At 67.9% G+C, this 15,943-nt stretch carries 16 protein-coding genes and 1 pseudogene; 11 read left to right on the forward strand and 6 right to left on the reverse strand.

Annotated elements, in window-relative coordinates; translation table 11 throughout:
• Positions 1-191 (reverse strand): helix-turn-helix domain-containing protein (locus tag MBEBAB_RS04440; RefSeq protein ID WP_045318862.1); only part of this gene is annotated, 191 nt, incomplete at its 3' end.
• A gap of 157 nt (positions 192-348) precedes the next feature.
• Between MBEBAB_RS04440 and aceA the strand changes: the two genes are divergently transcribed.
• The 3 genes from aceA (at position 349) to aceB (ending at position 3,454) form a co-directional block, all read left to right on the forward strand.
• Positions 349-1,632: an isocitrate lyase gene (aceA, locus tag MBEBAB_RS04445; RefSeq protein ID WP_021696736.1), complete on the forward strand. Its 1,284-nt coding sequence runs from the start codon at positions 349-351 to the stop codon at positions 1,630-1,632.
• An 11-nt stretch (positions 1,633-1,643) separates the two neighbouring features.
• Positions 1,644-1,853 carry a hypothetical protein gene (locus tag MBEBAB_RS04450; protein ID WP_021696737.1) on the forward strand — a complete coding sequence of 70 codons (210 nt, stop codon included), beginning with the start codon at positions 1,644-1,646 and terminating at the stop codon, positions 1,851-1,853.
• A 98-nt stretch (positions 1,854-1,951) separates the two neighbouring features.
• Positions 1,952-3,454, forward strand: coding sequence for a malate synthase A (gene aceB, locus MBEBAB_RS04455; protein WP_021696738.1), 1,503 nt, complete (start codon positions 1,952-1,954; stop codon positions 3,452-3,454).
• A 742-nt stretch (positions 3,455-4,196) separates the two neighbouring features.
• Here the strand turns inward: aceB and MBEBAB_RS15585 are convergent.
• From MBEBAB_RS15585 to MBEBAB_RS17210, 3 genes are all read right to left on the reverse strand, one after another.
• Positions 4,197-4,526 carry a hypothetical protein gene (locus MBEBAB_RS15585; RefSeq protein ID WP_081703420.1) on the reverse strand — a complete coding sequence of 110 codons (330 nt, stop codon included), beginning with the start codon at positions 4,524-4,526 and terminating at the stop codon, positions 4,197-4,199.
• 389 nt (positions 4,527-4,915) lie between these two features.
• The gene (locus MBEBAB_RS14995) at positions 4,916-6,634 is read right to left on the reverse strand and encodes an ATP-binding protein (RefSeq protein ID WP_306301989.1); all 1,719 of its coding nucleotides are present in this window, start codon (positions 6,632-6,634) and stop codon (positions 4,916-4,918) included.
• Entirely contained in the window at positions 6,592-7,224 is a 633-nt protein-coding gene (locus MBEBAB_RS17210) for an MHYT domain-containing protein (protein ID WP_045318864.1), read from the reverse strand. Before MBEBAB_RS17210 ends, MBEBAB_RS14995 begins: the two co-directional genes overlap by 43 nt.
• 101 nt (positions 7,225-7,325) lie before the next feature.
• On the opposite strand from MBEBAB_RS17210, the gene MBEBAB_RS04475 reads away from it, so the two are divergent.
• From MBEBAB_RS04475 to MBEBAB_RS04505, 7 genes and pseudogenes are all read left to right on the forward strand, one after another.
• Complete coding sequence (locus tag MBEBAB_RS04475; protein ID WP_021696740.1) at positions 7,326-8,699, forward strand: sensor histidine kinase; 1,374 nt, start codon at positions 7,326-7,328, stop codon at positions 8,697-8,699.
• Positions 8,700-8,831: 132 nt separating this feature from the next.
• Entirely contained in the window at positions 8,832-10,262 is a 1,431-nt protein-coding gene (pstC, locus tag MBEBAB_RS04480; RefSeq protein WP_021696741.1) for a phosphate ABC transporter permease subunit PstC, read from the forward strand.
• Positions 10,255-11,553 (forward strand): phosphate ABC transporter permease PstA, encoded by a 1,299-nt coding sequence (gene pstA / locus MBEBAB_RS04485; protein ID WP_021696742.1) that lies wholly within the window; start codon positions 10,255-10,257, stop codon positions 11,551-11,553. Before pstC ends, pstA begins: the two co-directional genes overlap by 8 nt.
• A 5-nt stretch (positions 11,554-11,558) precedes the next feature.
• Positions 11,559-12,422, forward strand: coding sequence for a phosphate ABC transporter ATP-binding protein PstB (pstB, locus tag MBEBAB_RS04490; RefSeq protein WP_021696743.1), 864 nt, complete (start codon positions 11,559-11,561; stop codon positions 12,420-12,422).
• A gap of 17 nt (positions 12,423-12,439) precedes the next feature.
• Complete coding sequence (gene phoU, locus MBEBAB_RS04495; protein WP_045318871.1) at positions 12,440-13,165, forward strand: phosphate signaling complex protein PhoU; 726 nt, start codon at positions 12,440-12,442, stop codon at positions 13,163-13,165.
• A pseudogene (gene phoB / locus MBEBAB_RS04500) lies at positions 13,162-13,853 on the forward strand (phosphate regulon transcriptional regulator PhoB). The gene phoU and the pseudogene phoB overlap by 4 nt, the downstream one beginning before the upstream one ends.
• 4 nt (positions 13,854-13,857) lie before the next feature.
• Entirely contained in the window at positions 13,858-14,217 is a 360-nt protein-coding gene (locus MBEBAB_RS04505; protein WP_021696746.1) for a bleomycin resistance protein, read from the forward strand.
• A gap of 4 nt (positions 14,218-14,221) precedes the next feature.
• Here MBEBAB_RS04505 and MBEBAB_RS04510 read toward each other — a convergent pair whose 3' ends face one another.
• A complete protein-coding gene (locus MBEBAB_RS04510; RefSeq protein WP_021696747.1) occupies positions 14,222-14,968 on the reverse strand; it encodes a glutaredoxin family protein in 747 nt (248 codons plus the stop codon).
• 68 nt (positions 14,969-15,036) lie between these two features.
• Here MBEBAB_RS04510 and MBEBAB_RS04515 point away from each other — a divergent pair, with 68 nt between their 5' ends.
• Positions 15,037-15,444 carry a MerR family transcriptional regulator gene (locus tag MBEBAB_RS04515; protein WP_021696748.1) on the forward strand — a complete coding sequence of 136 codons (408 nt, stop codon included), beginning with the start codon at positions 15,037-15,039 and terminating at the stop codon, positions 15,442-15,444.
• 26 nt (positions 15,445-15,470) lie between these two features.
• On the opposite strand, the gene MBEBAB_RS15000 is transcribed toward MBEBAB_RS04515, so the two are convergent.
• Positions 15,471-15,926 carry a hypothetical protein gene (locus tag MBEBAB_RS15000; protein ID WP_052516739.1) on the reverse strand — a complete coding sequence of 152 codons (456 nt, stop codon included), beginning with the start codon at positions 15,924-15,926 and terminating at the stop codon, positions 15,471-15,473.
• Positions 15,927-15,943 lie beyond the last annotated feature (17 nt).

Consider the following 15,943-nt stretch of genomic DNA (forward strand, 5'->3'; position numbering starts at 1 on the left):
ACGTCATAGGTCTCGGCCAGCCGCAGCAGCAGCTGGGCCGAGACGGGGCGCTGGTTGCGCTCGATATGGTTCAGATAGCTGGGCGAGACGCCCAGATCCGCGGCCATGGCGGTCTGGGACAGGGCGAGCTCGCGCCGCAGCCGCTTGAGGCGTCCGCCCAGAAACAGTTTGCGGTCGGCGTCGTCGCTCATTCAGTCATGATGTCATGAAGTGACTGACAAAAGATAGTCACGATGTGACCAATAAGCGCGAAAGACGGGCGTGCAGCCGTTACAATCCGGGCGCTCGCATGTTTTCTGAGCAGCGACGCGGCGACGAGGCCGCAAGATCTGTTGTCGGAGACACATCATGACCACTTTCGCGGAACTGGTTCCGGGCGCCCCCGCGGGGCGGTTCGACGGGATCGAGCGTCCCTATGGCCCCGAGGAGGTGGAGCGCCTGCGCGGCTCGTTCCCCATCCAGCACACCCTGGCCGAGCGGGGCGCCAACCGCCTGTGGGAGTTGCTGCACACCGAGCCCTTCATCAACGCCCTGGGCGCCGTGACCGGCAATCAGGCCATGCAGATGGTCCGCGCGGGCCTGAAGGCCATCTATCTGTCCGGCTGGCAGGTGGCGGCGGACGCCAATACGGCCTCGGCCATGTATCCGGACCAGTCGCTGTATCCGGCCAATGCGGCGCCGGAGCTGTGCCGCCGCATCAACCGCACCCTGCAGCGCGCCGACCAGATCGAGCACGGCGAGGGCGGGGCGAAGCGCGACTGGTTCGCCCCCATCGTGGCGGACGCCGAGGCCGGCTTCGGCGGGCCGCTGAACAGCTTCGAGATCATGAAGGCCTTCATCGAGGCGGGCGCCGCGGGCGTGCACTTCGAAGACCAGCTGGCCTCGGAGAAGAAGTGCGGCCATCTGGGCGGCAAGGTGCTGATCCCCACCCAGGCCCATGAGCGCAACCTGATCGCCGCGCGGCTGGCCGCCGACGTCATGGGGGTTCCGACCCTGACCGTGGCGCGCACCGATGCGGAGAGCGCCCAGCTGATCACGTCCGATGTGGACGAGCGGGACCACCCGTTCATCGACCGCGAGAACCGCACGCCGGAGGGCTTCTATCGCCTGAAGGCCGGCACGGGTCTGGACCACTGCATCGCGCGCGGTCTGGCCTATGCGAAATACGCCGACCTGCTGTGGTGGGAGACCTCGCACCCGGATCTGGACGATGCGCGCCGGTTCGCCGAGGCGATCCAGAAGGAACACCCCGGCAAGCTGATGGCCTACAACTGCTCGCCCTCGTTCAACTGGGAAGCCAAGCTGGACAAGGCGACCATTGCGAAGTTCCAGCGCGAGCTGGGGGCCATGGGCTACAAGTTCCAGTTCGTGACCCTGGCCGGGTTCCACAGCCTGAACAACGGCATGTTCGAGCTGGCCCAGGGCTACCGCGACCGGGGCATGGCGGCCTATTCCGAGCTGCAGCAGCGCGAGTTCGCCAACGAGGCCTCGGGCTACACCGCCACCCGGCACCAGCGTGAGGTGGGCACCGGCTATTTCGACCAGGTGGCCATGACCATCTCGTCGGGCGCCTCGTCCACCACCGCCTTGAAGGATTCCACCGAGACCGCCCAGTTCGTGGCGGCGGAATAAGGAGCACCATCATGACCGAGATCAGAAGCGCCGACGCCATCATCGACTTCTGCCTGGCCCCGCTGGGGCTGGACGGGGGCGGGGCGGCCGAGCGGGAGGTGCGCCACCGCATGGCCCATGTCATCAAGACCTATCAGGCGCGCATCCCCCAGCCGGTGGCCGTGGACTTCAACGCCATGCCGCCGCTGGTCATCAATGAAGCCGCGCACGGGTATGAGTAGGCCATGCCCCTGGACACCCTGACCGACACCGCCATCCGCGTCACCGGCCCCGTGGAGGGCCGTGCGGGCGAGATCCTGCGCCCGAGGCGCTGGCCTTCGTGGCCGATCTGCACCGGCGTTTTGACGCCCGGCGGCTGGCGCTGCTGGCCGAGCGCACCAAGCGGCAGGCGCGGTTCGACGCGGGCGAGACGCCGGACTTCCGGGCCGACACGGCCCACATCCGGGACGGCGACTGGCGCGTCGGATCGATCCCCGCCGAGCTGCAGGACCGCCGCGTGGAGATCACCGGCCCGGTGGACCGCAAGATGGTCATCAACGCCCTGAACTCCGGGGCGAAGGTGTTCATGGCCGACTTCGAGGACGCCACCAGCCCCACCTGGACCAACCAGGTGGAGGGGCAGGTCAATCTGAAGGACCTGTGGGCGGGGACCCTGTCGTTCGATGATCCGAAAAGCGGCAAGGCCTATCGCCTGAAGGACCGGCGCGCCGTGCTGAAGGTGCGTCCGCGCGGCTGGCACCTGCCCGAGAACCACCTGACCGTGGACGGCAAGCCGGTGTCGGGAGCCCTGTTCGACTTCGGCCTGTACGCCTTCCACAACGCCCGGGCGGCGACAGAGGCCGGGTCGGGCCTGTGGTTCTACCTGCCCAAGCTGGAGACCATGGAGGAGGCGGCCCTGTGGGACGAGGTGTTCCGCCGCGCCCAGGACGCGCTGGGCCTGCCGGCGGGCAGCTTCAAGGCCACCATCCTGATCGAGACCATCACCGCCGCCTTCGAGATGGACGAGATCCTGCACGCCCTGAAGGACCACATCGTCGGCCTGAACTGCGGGCGGTGGGACTACATCTTCTCGACCATCAAGCGGCTGGGCGGAAACCCGGACTTCCTGACGCCGGACCGGTCGGCGATGGTCATGGGCGACGCGTTCCTGAACGCCTATTCCCTCAAGCTGATCGATGCGTGCCACCGGCGCGGGGCGTTCGCCATGGGTGGGATGGCCGCGCAGATTCCCGTCAAGAACGACGAGGCCGCCAACGCCGCCGCCTTCGCCAAGGTCCGGGCGGACAAGGAGCGCGAGGCGTCCAACGGCCACGACGGCACCTGGGTGGCGCACCCGGATCTGGTGCCCGTGGCCATGGAGGTGTTCGACCGCCTGATGCCCGGCCCGAACCAGCTGGACCGGCCCCTGTCGGGTCAGGACATCGGCCGTGAGCGCCTGCTGGAGATCCATCAGGGTCCGCGCACCGAGGCGGGCCTGCGCGAGAACATCCGCGTGGGCATTCTCTATACGGAAGCATGGCTGGGCGGCCGCGGGGCCGTGCCCCTGTTCAACCTGATGGAGGACGCCGCCACCGCCGAGATCAGCCGCACCCAGGTGTGGCAGTGGCGCGCGCTGTCGGCCCATCTGGACGACGGCCGGGTGGTGGATGAGGCGCTGGTGCGGGCCCTGATCGAGGACGAGATCCGGCGCATGCCGAAGGAACTGCCGCATCTGGAGGAGGCGGTGCGCCTGTTCACCGACCTGTGCCTGGCCGAGACCTGCGAGGAATTCCTGACCCTGCCGGCCTATGCGCGGCTGGAGGCCCAGGGCGTGTCATCATGAAATCGCGGGTCCGCTTTCAGGCGGCAGGCTAAGGGCTGCTCCCGACCCGGAGCGGGCCTTGGCGGGCATGACCGATATGGCTTCGGCTGCTATCGTCAGTTCATGCGCTTGATGAGGTCTGTAATCTCACTTGTGGCCTTGACGTCCGGCTCCACGGCCAGCGCCGAGGCTGCGCTCATGCGCAGCGACAGGCTGGTCACGATCACAGTCGCCGAAGACCGTCACTACACACTCGCCCACGAGATCGTCATCGAACCCGACGAACCGTTTGCTGTGCGAACCGAAGCGCAGCTGGAGGGCCGGCTCTGGCGGGCCACACGCACATCAGAACGGGGGGTTGAGGAGGTCCGGTCCGATATGTGCCCTGCGCTGCGGCGTCTCGCCTTGTCCTTCGCCGACCTGCCCGACATACCGGTCAGTCCGAGGCCGTCCCGCGTTCATGCCGAGCTGAACCAATCCCGCCTACCCGCAAGGACGGCTTCCAGACCCGCTTGAGGTTTGCGACGCGGACGGATGACGGTTCCTACGCAACAGTCGAGATCGCAGGCGGCAATGCTTACGCCCAATGGGGGCACGACGCCGTTTCGGCCTTGATCGGCTGCTGGGGACCGCTGACACCCTGACGCAGAGTGGTCGCGATCAATGTCCGCTTCCGACCCCCTGCTGACGTTTCTCGCGTCGGCTCTTAAGGGGTCGCCGGAGGTCCGCTTCCCGGCGTCTGGCGTTTGACCGCTCCCGGCCCCTAGCGGACCTTGAGTGGTCCCGCTGGAAGATCGGCGAGATAGTGAGCAATCGCGGCAACCGTCGCTTCAGCCCGAGTGCGCGTCGTGGCGAGTCGACCGCCGCCCATGTGAACCATTTCGATTTTTTCCAGATAGGCGACAATGTTTCCGCGTGCCTCACCGCGCCGCAGTCGTCCCGCCACCTGAAGCAGGTAGCTGTCATATTCGTCGGCGCACGGGCCGCCGTCTTTCCAGTCATCGCTCCCCATCTGACTAAGACCGATAGGGTCCCACTCGGACCACCCAATCTCGCGAAGGCGTGAGAGCTTTATCTTCGGCTGCTCGACCATTTCGGCAGACTGCCTCCCTGCGCGTCCGTTATCCACCCATCTTCGACGGTCGGCTCACGCCCCATAGCGGACGCCGGGTGGCGCGATTAGGCTATCGGTCGATAAAAGGTGCCCCATGCGATTTGAGCCCAGCGACGACCCTTCGGTTGGCTATCTTTACCTGTCGAACCATCCCGGCCCCGGAGCGGTAGGATGCGTGAAGGGCATGGTGCGAGTCAGCGCGCTCATTCCCAACTACGTTGGTCCGGAGATACAACTCGATCTAAACGAGGCAGGCGAGATTATTGGGATCGAAGTGATGGAGTAGATGTCCACTCCCCACCCGTTGCCCCGCTTCGGGACGTCGGGTGTTCGGCAGGTCGACCTCGGTTGCTTATGAGGACATGACCTCAGGCCGCCGCTTCTTCCATCCTGGCGGGCGAGCGGCCGAGGGTGGTGACCAGGTCGATCAGGGCTTCGGCGCCGAAGGGCTTGGACAGGTGATGGTCCGCGCCCGCCTCCCGGGTGGCGGTCACGTGTTCGGGCAGGGCGTTGGCGGTCAGCATGACCACCGGGGTGCGGGCGGCGCCCATGGCCGCCTCATGCAGCCGGATCTCGCGGGTGGCCGTCAGACCGTCCATGACCGGCATCTGCATGTCCATCAGCACCACGTCGAAGGCGCCGTCGCGGAAGGCGGCCAGGGCCTGGGCGCCGTCCTCGGTGATGACCAGGTCCACATCGATCTGGGACAGGATCAGCTCCACCACCTTGCGGTTGGTGGGGTGGTCGTCGGCCAGCAGAACCCGCAAGGGGCGATCCTTGGCGGTTTCGTCGCTCACCGCGACCGCCGCTGTCTGCTGAACCGGGGCGGCGACCTCGCGCAGCGGGACGGTCAGGATGAAGGTGGAGCCGCCGTCGGGCTCGCTTTCGCAGTCCAGACCGCCATCCATCATGGCGGCCAGCTCGCGGCAGATGGCCAGCCCCAGACCGGTGCCGCCGAAGCGGCGCGTGATGGCGCCGTCCGCTTGTTCGAACCGGCTGAACAGACGCGCCCGGGCGGCGGAGTCGAAGCCGATGCCGGTGTCCTCGACCATGAACCGGAACACCGGCCCGCCGTCCGCGTCCTGCCCGCGCGAGATGGACAGGCTGACGAAGCCCTGGCTGGTGAACTTGACCGCGTTGGAGACCAGATTGGTCAGAATCTGCTTGAGGCGCACCACGTCGCCGTCGATCCACACGTGGGTGTCTTCGGGCGCGTCGACGAAAAAGCGCAGCCCCTTCTCTTCGGCCTGGGCGGAATAGAGCTGGGCCGCTTCATTGACGGCCTTGAGCAGGTCGAAGGGTTCGGGCCGCAGCTCCAGCCGTCCCGATTCCACCCGGGCCAGGTCCAGGATGTCGGACAGCAGATGCTGCAGCGTCACGCCTGAGGAGCGGATCAGCTCCAGCATCTCCTGCTGCCGGTCATTCATCGGCGTGCCGGACAGGGCCTGGGCCACGCCGATGACGCCGTTCAGGGGCGTGCGGATCTCGTGGCTCATGTTGGCCAGGAATTCCGACTTGGCGCGGTTGGCCGCCTCGGCCGCATCGCGGGCGGCCGCCAGGGTCTCGGCGTCGCGCTTCAGGTCGGTGATGTCGTTGACCAGGGTGACCACGCCGCCGTCGGCGGTGCGGCGGTCCTGGACCTTCAGCCAGCGGTCGTCCGAGGTCTTCTGCTCCATGGCGCAGGACAGGCGTGCGCGCGCCGTCAGTCGTTCCTCCAGCCACTCGGCTTCCCGGCCCTCGGCCTCGGGATAGTGCCCCTTGTCGATCCCGATCTGGACGATCTCGCGGAAGGTGGCGCCCTGCTTCAGGATCTCGGAGATCTCGGGATTGATTTCGGCGTAGCGGGCGTTCCAGATCACCAGCCGGTCATGGGAGTCATAAAAGGCCAGGCCGTCGGGCATGGCGTCGATGGCCTCGCGCAGCTGGGTCAGCATGCTCGCCCGCGACCAGAAGCTCAGCGCCTCCACCACCGCGGCGGCGGTCACCAGAAAGGCGGCGAGGGCGGCCGCGCTGACGGCCATGCGGGCGCCCGCGCCCGCCTCGATCACCGGCAGGGTGGGGTCGAAGGTGATCTCCGCCGCGGCCATGCCGCTGAAATGCAGACTGCAGATGCCCAGCACCGCCAGCAGGGTCGCCGCCGACGTGCGTCGCCAGCCGCCCTGATCGAGCACCACCAGGCGGCCGCCCAGAGTACGCTCGAAACGATCACCCCGCCGATCACCAGACTCGTCTCCCAGGCGATGACTCCCTGGAGCTTCACGGCCGCCATGCCGGTGTAGTGCATGGCCGAGACCGTGGCGCCGACCAGAACCCCGCCCAGCACGCGCCCGGCTGTGGAGCGCAGATGGCTGGCGATCAGCAGGCCCGCCGCAACGCCGGAGGCGGCGATGATGAGCGAGCCCAGGGTGGCGAACAGGTCGTAGTCAAACCGCGTGACCGGCTGGAAGGCCATCATGGCGATGAAGTGGGTGGTCCAGACCGCCACGCCGCCCACGAGGCCCGCGACGAGAAGCATCAGATCCCGGTCGCTGCGCTTGCGGTTATGGGACTGGTTGAACAGGCGCATGCACGTGACCGTGCCCAGCACGCACACGAAGACGGCTGCAATCAGCAGCCGCCAGTCATGTTCTGTCGCCAGACAAGTGAGCGTTTCGAGCACGGTGCCCCCGGATTTCACGCTCTTCCTACGGCCAAGGTGTGAAAAAGGGCTGAAACCGTCACGCGAAGCCGTCAGACTGTCGGGCAGGGCCAACAGGATGGCGCCCCTCTGGAAGACATATGACCGACACTCGCGCCGCAGCCCGCATCGATCTGGACCCTCTGAGGCGCTGGGTGGTCATCCTGCCGGCCCTGGCGGCGATGGGGCTGGCCGCCGTTCTCCAGCCCGGCGTCGCCCCGGTCCTGGCCGCGGGCGCAGTCGTGACCGTGATGGCCCTGGTTCTGCTGAGGCGGCCGTCACTCGCGCTCCCGATTTCCGAACAGGACGAGCCGGACGTGTCCGCCGCCGGCGCCGCGCTCGCCGCCGAGGCGCTGGAGGCGTTGCCCGATCCTCTTCTGGTCATCGCGGGCGATGACGCCGAGGACGTGGGCGACCGGGCCATCGTGCGCGCGAACGCCGCCGCCGCCGCGCTGCTGCGCCTGCCGTCCGGCGGGCAGGATCACCCGCTGCACGCCGCGATTCGGGATCCGAACCTGCTCGAGGCCATCGACGAGGCCCTGTTCGGCAGGCGCACCCAGTCCATCGACTATGAGCCGGGCGGCGCCCAGGACCGGCACTGGAGCGCCTGGGTCGCGCCCTTGCCCGGCCACGGCGAGGCGGAGGGCCGTCTGGCCGTTCTGCGCCTTCGCGACGAGACCGATTCCAAGCGGGCCGAAATGATGCGGGTCGATTTCCTGGCCAACGCCAGCCACGAACTTCGCACGCCCCTGGCGTCATTGTCGGGGTTCATCGAGACCCTGCGCGGTCACGCGCGCGACGACCCGGCGGCGCGGGAGAAATTCCTCAGCATCATGGCGGTGCAGGCCGAGCGCATGACGCGGTTGGTGGCCGACCTGCTGTCGCTCAGCCGCATCGAGCTGAACGAACATATTCCCCCGTCGGGCAAGGTGGATCTGGCCGGCGCCGTCTCCGATGTGGTGGACGCCACCGGCCCCCTGGCCGCGCGGCGCGGCATCAGGCTGAAGGTCACACGAGAGGGTGAGGGCTCCGCCAGTGTGACCGGTGACCGCGATCAGCTGATCCAGGTGATCCAGAACCTGACCGACAACGCCATCAAATACTCGCCCGACGACACGGAGGTCGAGATCGACCTCAGGGTGGGGGTCGGCGCCGACGACGCCGCCCGGGTGCGCACGCCGAACGCGGCGGGCCTGCCGCTGCTGACGCCGGACCGGGATTCCCAGGCCCGCTATGTCCTGATCACGGTCCGCGATCACGGCCCGGGGCTGGCCCGCGAGACCATGCCGCGCCTGACCGAGCGCTTCTACAGGGTCGAGGGCCAGAAGAGCGGCGAGCGGCTGGGCACCGGCCTGGGCCTCGCCATCGTCAAGCATATCGTCAACCGCCATCGGGGCGGCATGACGGTCGAGAGCATCGTGGGCGAGGGCGCCGCCTTCGGCGTCTACCTCCCCCTGAGGGTCGCCGCTCCGTGACAATCCGTCCGGGATCGGACGATGTTATAAAACTGTCACGGAACCGTCGTAATGCGGCGGCGGGTCGTGGGCATACGGGCCCGGCGAACGGTCATCCGAGCCGATTCGTCCCCTCGTGCGTGCGGACGGTGAATGCTTCTTATTTATCTTCTGGTTCTGGCCGTGTTCTCGACGGCGGTGTTCGTCCTGGCCCGGCGCGCCGCCCGCCGTCGTGCGACCGTCGTCAAGGCGCATAGCGCCGCCGGTTATCACGGCGCCTGGGCGCTGATCTGGGCCGCGGTCCCCGCCCTGATCATCCTGATTCTCGCCTCGACCTTCGACGCCCGCATCGAGCGGACGGTGCTCATCGCCTCGGCGCCCGAGGCCGTGCAGGCCCTGGACGCACCGCGCCGCGCCGCCTTCATCGAGGACGCCCGCATCGTCGGCGCCGGCGGCATGCCGCGCCAGATCTGGACCGGCGACCTGTCGACGGCGCTGCAGGAAGAGGCCGCACGCGCGTCCCGCGTCGACGGCGCCCTGGCCTGGGGCGGTCTGATCGCCGCGATTCTCGCCGCCCTGATCGGCGCGGGCCTGGCCTGGCGTCAGACCCGGCCTGAGTTCCGGGCGCGCAACCGGGTCGAGGCCTTCGTCAGCGTGGCCCTGTTCGCCTGTTCGGCCGTGGCCATCCTGACCACCATCGGCATCGTCGCCTCGCTGGTGTTCGAGAGCCTGCGCTTCTTCCAGACGGTTCCCATCACCGAGTTCCTGTTCGGGACCCAGTGGTCGCCCCAGATCGCCATCCGCGCCGACCAGGTGGGGTCCACCGGGGCCTTCGGCGCGGTGCCGCTGTTCGTGGGCACCTTCCTGATCATGGTCATCGCCATGCTGGTGGCGGGGCCCATCGGCCTGTTCTCGGCCATCTATCTGGCGGAGTACGCCGGGCCCAAGCGCCGCGCCGTGATCAAGCCGGTGCTGGAGATTCTCGCCGGTGTGCCCACGGTGGTCTACGGCTTCTTCGCCGCCCTGACGGTGGGGCCGTCGTTCCGCGCCTTCTTCAACTGGATCGGCGCCCAACTGGTCGGCGGTCCGCTGGACGGCCTCGGCCAGCACCTGCTGCTGGTGCAGAACCAGATGGCGCTGGTGGCCGGCGCCGTCATGGGGATCATGCTGATCCCCTTCGTCTCGTCCCTGTCGGACGACATCATCAACGCGGTGCCCCAGAGCCTGCGCGACGGCTCCTACGCCATGGGCGCCACCAGGTCCGAGACCATCAAGCGTGTGGTGCTGCCCGCCGCCCTGCCGGGCATCGCCGGCGCCTTCCTGCTGGCCGTGTCCCGCGCCATCGGCGAGACCATGATCGTGACCATGGCCGCGGGCCTGGCCGCGCGCACCACCCTCAACCCGCTCGACACCGTCACCACGGTCACGGTCCAGATCGTCACCCTTCTCACCGGCGACCAGGAATTCGACAGCGCCAAGACCCTGGCCGCCTTCGGCCTGGGCCTGACCCTGTTCGTGGTGACCCTGATCCTGAACTTCGCGGCCCAGCGCATCGTCCAGACCTACCGGGAACAATATGACTGACGCGACCCTGACCCGCGCCGGCGCCTCCGGTCGCAGCACCGCCCAGCTGAGGAAGAGCCTCAAGCGCCGGCACGCGCGTGAGCGGCGGTTCAAGCTCTACGGCGTGCTGGCCATCGCCATCGCCATCGGCTTCCTGGCCCTGCTGCTGGGCCGGATCATCGAACAGGGCCACACCGCCTTCTGGACCCACACGGTGCAGACCGAGGTCTATCTGGACCCCGCCCGCATCGACCCGGCCTATCCCGAAGGGACCAATTTCGACCAGCTGGTCGCCGAACAGCAGCTGGCCCGCCTGGGCGTCCAGGACGACGAGGCCATGAGCGCGTCGCGCGACATGCGTCAGCTGATGTCGGCGGGCGTGGCCTTCGAGATGCAGCGTCTGGTGCGCGAGAACCCTGAGGTCATCGGCGACCGCATCACCGTGACCCTGCCCATCGGCGCGGACGCGGACCTCTATTACAAGGGCGAGCTGGACGGGGAAGGCGAGGAGCAATTCCGCCGCCTGAACGACCGTCAGATCCTCTGGCTGGACCAGATGCGCGATCAGGGCCGCATCCAGGGCCAGTTCAACACCGGCCTGTTCACCCGTTCCGATTCCACCCAGCCGGAGCTGGCGGGGGTGCTGGGCGCGGTGGTGGGTTCGGCCCTGATGCTGCTGGTCACCGCCTCCCTGGCCCTGCCCATCGGCGTGGGCGCGGCCATCTATCTTGAGGAGTTCGCGCCCAAGGGCCGGATCACCGACATCATCGAGGTCAACATCAACAACCTGGCCGCGGTGCCCTCCATCGTCTACGGCCTGCTGGGTCTGGCGGTGTTCATCAACTGGATGCACCTGCCCCGATCCTCGCCGCTGGTGGGCGGTCTTGTGCTGGCCCTGATGGCCCTGCCCACGGTGATCATCGCCACCCGCAGCGCGCTCAAGGCCGTGCCCCCCTCCATCCGCGAGGCCGCCCTGGCCATGGGCGCCTCCAGAACCCAGGCCGTGTTCCACCACGTCCTGCCCCTGGCCATGCCCGGCGTCATGACCGGGTCGATCATCGCCATGGCCCACGCCCTGGGCGAGACCGCGCCGCTGCTGCTGATCGGCATGGTCAGCTTCGTGCCGGGCGTGCCCGAGGCCGTCACCTCGCCCTCCAGCGCCCTGCCGGTGCTGGTCTTCATCTGGGAGAACGCCTCCGAGCGTGCGTTCCATGAACGCACGGCCGCGGCCATCATGGTTCTCCTCGTCTTCATGATCATCATGAACGCCGCCGCCATCTATCTGCGGCGCCGCTTCGAACGTCGGTGGTAGTCCCCATGCGCTTCAATCTTTTCCGACAGCTGGACGGCGCCGAGAGCGGCGGGACCGCGGCGACCTCGCCCCTGCTGGCCCCGCCCCACGCCGCGCACCAGGAGCCCACCGGCCCCATCAAGATCCAGACCCGCGACGTCTCGGTCTTCTATGGCGACAAACAGGCCCTGTTCGACGTCAGCGTCGACATTCCCGACAAGGCCGTGACCGCCTTCATCGGCCCGTCGGGCTGCGGCAAGTCCAGCTTCCTGCGCTGCCTGAACCGGATGAACGACACCATCCCCATCGCGCGGGTGAAGGGCTCCATCCGCATGGACGGCGAGGACATCTATGACAAGGCGCTGGATCCGGTGCTGCTGCGTGCCCGGGTCGGCATGGTGTTCCAGAAGCCGAACCCCTTCCCCAAGTCGATCTTCGAGAACGTGGCCTACGGCCCGCGCATCCACGGCCTGACCGAGAACAAGACCGAGCTGGCCGACCGGGTCGAGCAGTCGCTGAAGCGCGCCGGGCTCTGGGCCGAGGTGGCCGATCGTCTGGACGCGGCCGCCACGGGCCTGTCGGGCGGCCAGCAGCAGCGCCTGGTCATCGCCCGCGCCATCGCGGTGGAGCCCGAGGTGATCCTGATGGACGAGCCCTGCTCGGCCCTGGACCCCATCGCCACGGCGAAGATCGAGGAGCTGATGGACGAGCTGCGCGAGGAATACTGCCTCGTCATCGTCACCCACTCCATGGCCCAGGCCGCGCGGGTCAGCCAGCGCACCGCCTTCTTCCACATGGGCGAGCTGGTGGAATTCGACGACACCGAGACCATCTTCCAGAACCCGCGCGACAAGCGCACCCTCGACTACATCACCGGCCGCTTCGGCTGAGGACCATCACAATGGCCATGAACGAACACACCGTCCGCGCCTATGGCGAAGAACTGAACGCCCTCACCGCCGAGGTGACACGCATGGGCGGTCAGGCCGAGGCCCAGATCAACGACGCCGTGGCCTCGGTGGTGCGTCGCGACGTGGCCCTGGCCAGGCAGGTCATCGAGCGTGACGCCAAGCTGGACGCCATGCACAACGAGATCGACCGCAAGGCCATCCGCATGATCGCCCTGCGCCAGCCCATGGCCTCGGACCTGCGCAAGTCGCTGGCGGCCATGAAGCTGGCCATGGATCTGGAGCGCACCGGCGACTTGGCCAAGAACATAGCCAAGCGCGGCCTGAGCCTGGCCGAGACCGAGCCCATGGCGCCCCTGACCCGCTCCATCGAGCGCATGGGCCGGCTGGTGTCCCAGCGGCTCAAACAGGTGCTGGACGCCTACACCACCGGCGATGTGGATCAGGCCGTCGCCGTCTGGTCCACCGACGACGAGGTGGACGAGCACTACAACGCCCTGTTCCGCGAACTGCTGACCTACATGATGGGCGACGCGCGCACGATCACGGCCTGCACCCACCTGCTGTTCATGGCCAAGAACCTGGAGCGCATCGGCGACCACGCCACCAACATCGCCGAGACCATCCATTACGAAATGACCGGCGACGAACTGACCGGCGAACGCCCCCGCGCCACCGCCACGCCCAGTCCCAGTGAAATCGGCACGCCGGAGCAGAACGGATGACGCCGCACATCCTGGTATTCGAGGACGAGGACGCCCTGGCCACCCTGCTCCAGTACAATCTGGAAAAGGAGGGCTACAAGGTCAGCGTCGCCTCCGACGGCGAGGAAGGCCTGATGCAGGCCGAGGAGGAGACTCCCGATCTGGTCCTGCTGGACTGGATGCTGCCCAAGGTGTCGGGCATCGAGGTCTGCCGCCGCCTGCGGGGCCGCCCGGAAACCCGCAACGTGCCCATCATCATGCTGACCGCGCGCGGCGAGGAATCCGACCGGGTCCGCGGCCTGGACACGGGCGCCGACGACTATCTGACCAAGCCGGTCTCCATGGTCGAGCTCACGCCCGCATCCGCGCCGTGCTGCGCCGCATCCGTCCGGGCCTGGCCGACGACCGGGTCAGCCACGGCGACATCATCATCGACCGGGTCGCCCACCGGGTGAAGCGCGACGGCAAGGAGGTCCATCTGGGCCCCACCGAGTTCCGCCTGCTGGACTATCTGATGCAGCATCCCGGCCGGGTGTTCAGCCGCGAGCAGCTGCTTGACGCCGTCTGGGGCTCGGACGTCTATGTGGAGGTCCGCACCGTGGACGTCCACGTGGGCCGCCTGCGCAAGGCCCTGACCGTCACCGACGGCCTGCGCGATCCCATCCGCACGGTCCGCTCGGCGGGCTATGCGCTGGATCTTGAGGGATAAGGCCATGACCGATCACGCGACGCCGAACCTGCCCTCGCGTGATTTCGCCGCCACCTCGACCTTCTATGGCGCGCTCGGTTTTGAGGAGGACTGGCGCGACGGCGGCTGGATGATCCTGTCGCGCGGCGAGCTGACGCTGGAATTCTTCCCCTATCCCGACCTGGACCCCTTGCAGAGTTCCTTCGGCTGCTGCCTGCGGCTGGACGACCTCGACGCTTTCTACGCCGTCTGCAAGGCTGCGGGTCTGCCGGAGACCAACGTCGGCCAGCCCCGCCTCCATCCACCCCGGCTCGAGCCCTGGGGCGGCCGGGTGGGCTTCATGATCGACCCGGACGGCACATTGCTGCGCCTGATCCAGAACTGACGCCCTACATCCGCGCCAGCATCCACACCGCCATCCCGATCATCATCAGGTTCTCGGTCAGGGACACGAAGCCCAGCGGCACGTTGGAGTCCCCGCCCACGCAGGCGCATTTCAGTTCGCGCTTGTCGATATAGACGGCCTTGAACACGGAAACCGCGCCGATGCCGCCGATGACCAGGGCCACGGGCGCCGCCAGCCAGGTCAGGGCGCCGGCGATCATCATCACCCCGGCGAACAGTTCGGCGAAGGGATAGACCTTGCCATAGGGGACCCAGCGCCGGGCCAGCAGGTCGTAGTTCAGGAACATGGTGGCGAAGCCCTCCACGTCCCGCAGCTTCATCAGCGCCAGCAGACACATGGCGAAGGCGATGAACCACTCCACCGCGTGGATCGTCAGCACCGTGCCCATCATGGCCCATGTGGCCGCCAGGGCCATCAGGGCGGCGACACCGAAGATGGCGATCACCGGCGCATAGGTGGTCGCCTCCGGGTCCTTCACCTTCATCCCGAAATGCCGCCGCAGGTCGTCGTAGCCGCCGATGCGCACCCCGTCGATGAAGGTCTGGGGCGTGGTCTTCACCCCGTGTTCGGCCTTGAAGGCGTCGGTCTGCTCCCGACTGGTCAGCAGGCGGTCGTCCACCGCATAGCCGCGCGTCTTCAGCAGATGCTTCGACTTCAGCCCCCACGGGCAGACATGGTGGTCCATCACCATGCGGTGCAGGACGGCGGTTTTCTTCGGGTGGTCGGTCATGGGAACTCCTCTTGCCTGAAACCGGACCCGCCCCATGTAGGTTCCGTACCATGGTACGGAGTCAAGGCATGGAAACGGACACCATCGGCGGCCTCGCCCGCGCGGGCGGCGTCGGCGTGGAGACGGTGCGCTATTACCAGCGTCGAGGCCTTCTGCGCACGCCGGCGCGTGACGGCGGGGTGCGGCGCTACGGGCCGGATGACGCACGGCGCCTGCGCTTCATCCGCATGGTCCAGGCGGCGGGCTTCACCCTGGAACAGATCGCTGAACTGCTGGCGCTGGATTCCGGCCGCGATCATGCCCGGGCGCGAGAACTGGCTCGAGGCCGGATCCATGACCTGGACGTCCGCATCGCCGAACTGAGCGCCGCCCGCGCCGCCCTGTCCCGTCTGGCCGCCGCCTGCGACCATGCGGAGGGGCCTTGCCCGATCATCGCGGCGTTTGAAGGTGGCGAGAGACCCCCCGGTCCAGGCTGAACAGGTCAGGGTGGGAGTCGCTTCCGCTACCTCGGGTCCACCGTCTGGGCGATGCGTTCGGCCAGGGCGCGGTCATCGCCCGTGACGCTGTGCAGCCAGACGTGGATCTGCCGACCATCGCTTTCGCGCACGAACAGGTGCTCCACCGCCCGGTTGGCGCCGTTCTCGTTGATGAGGATGGAGAAGCGGCCCGCCGCCTCGGTCTGGCGGCCGTCATAGATGGGGAAGGGCGAACAGCAGCCCACATAGATGCCCACGAACGCCGTGTCGCCGCGCGACACCTGATAGACGTCGAAGTCGGGGCCGGAGGGGCGCTCCACCAGATCGAACGACTCCGGCACGTCCACGCGGAAGGGCAGGCCCGCCTGGGAGCTCAGGATTTCCAGCACCGGCGGTGGCGCCGGCTCGAGGACGGGGTCGGGCGCGGCTTCGACCTGGGCTTCAACCTCGGGCGCGGCTTCGGCTTCGGGTTCGCGCTCCATCCCGGCGGGCTCAGGGT

The organism is Brevundimonas abyssalis TAR-001 (genome assembly GCF_000466985.1).
In the GTDB taxonomy this organism is placed as follows: Bacteria; Pseudomonadota; Alphaproteobacteria; order Caulobacterales; family Caulobacteraceae; genus Brevundimonas; species Brevundimonas abyssalis.

What these genes read in the sequence shown, in the direction of transcription:
- aceA (WP_021696736.1), top strand. Translation starts at nt 349, where the DNA reads ATGACCACTTTCGCGGAACTGGTTCCGGGCGCCCCCGCGGGGCGGTTC.
- MBEBAB_RS04450 (WP_021696737.1), top strand. Translation starts at nt 1,644, where the DNA reads ATGACCGAGATCAGAAGCGCCGACGCCATCATCGACTTCTGCCTGGCC.
- MBEBAB_RS15585 (WP_081703420.1), bottom strand. Translation starts at nt 4,526, where the DNA reads ATGGTCGAGCAGCCGAAGATAAAGCTCTCACGCCTTCGCGAGATTGGG.
- MBEBAB_RS14995 (WP_306301989.1), bottom strand. Translation starts at nt 6,634, where the DNA reads ATGGCCGCGGCGGAGATCACCTTCGACCCCACCCTGCCGGTGATCGAG.
- MBEBAB_RS04475 (WP_021696740.1), top strand. Translation starts at nt 7,326, where the DNA reads ATGACCGACACTCGCGCCGCAGCCCGCATCGATCTGGACCCTCTGAGG.
- pstC (WP_021696741.1), top strand. Translation starts at nt 8,832, where the DNA reads ATGCTTCTTATTTATCTTCTGGTTCTGGCCGTGTTCTCGACGGCGGTG.
- pstA (WP_021696742.1), top strand. Translation starts at nt 10,255, where the DNA reads ATGACTGACGCGACCCTGACCCGCGCCGGCGCCTCCGGTCGCAGCACC.
- pstB (WP_021696743.1), top strand. Translation starts at nt 11,559, where the DNA reads ATGCGCTTCAATCTTTTCCGACAGCTGGACGGCGCCGAGAGCGGCGGG.
- phoU (WP_045318871.1), top strand. Translation starts at nt 12,440, where the DNA reads ATGAACGAACACACCGTCCGCGCCTATGGCGAAGAACTGAACGCCCTC.
- MBEBAB_RS04505 (WP_021696746.1), top strand. Translation starts at nt 13,858, where the DNA reads ATGACCGATCACGCGACGCCGAACCTGCCCTCGCGTGATTTCGCCGCC.
- MBEBAB_RS04510 (WP_021696747.1), bottom strand. Translation starts at nt 14,968, where the DNA reads ATGACCGACCACCCGAAGAAAACCGCCGTCCTGCACCGCATGGTGATG.
- MBEBAB_RS04515 (WP_021696748.1), top strand. Translation starts at nt 15,037, where the DNA reads ATGGAAACGGACACCATCGGCGGCCTCGCCCGCGCGGGCGGCGTCGGC.
- MBEBAB_RS15000 (WP_052516739.1), bottom strand. Translation starts at nt 15,926, where the DNA reads ATGGAGCGCGAACCCGAAGCCGAAGCCGCGCCCGAGGTTGAAGCCCAG.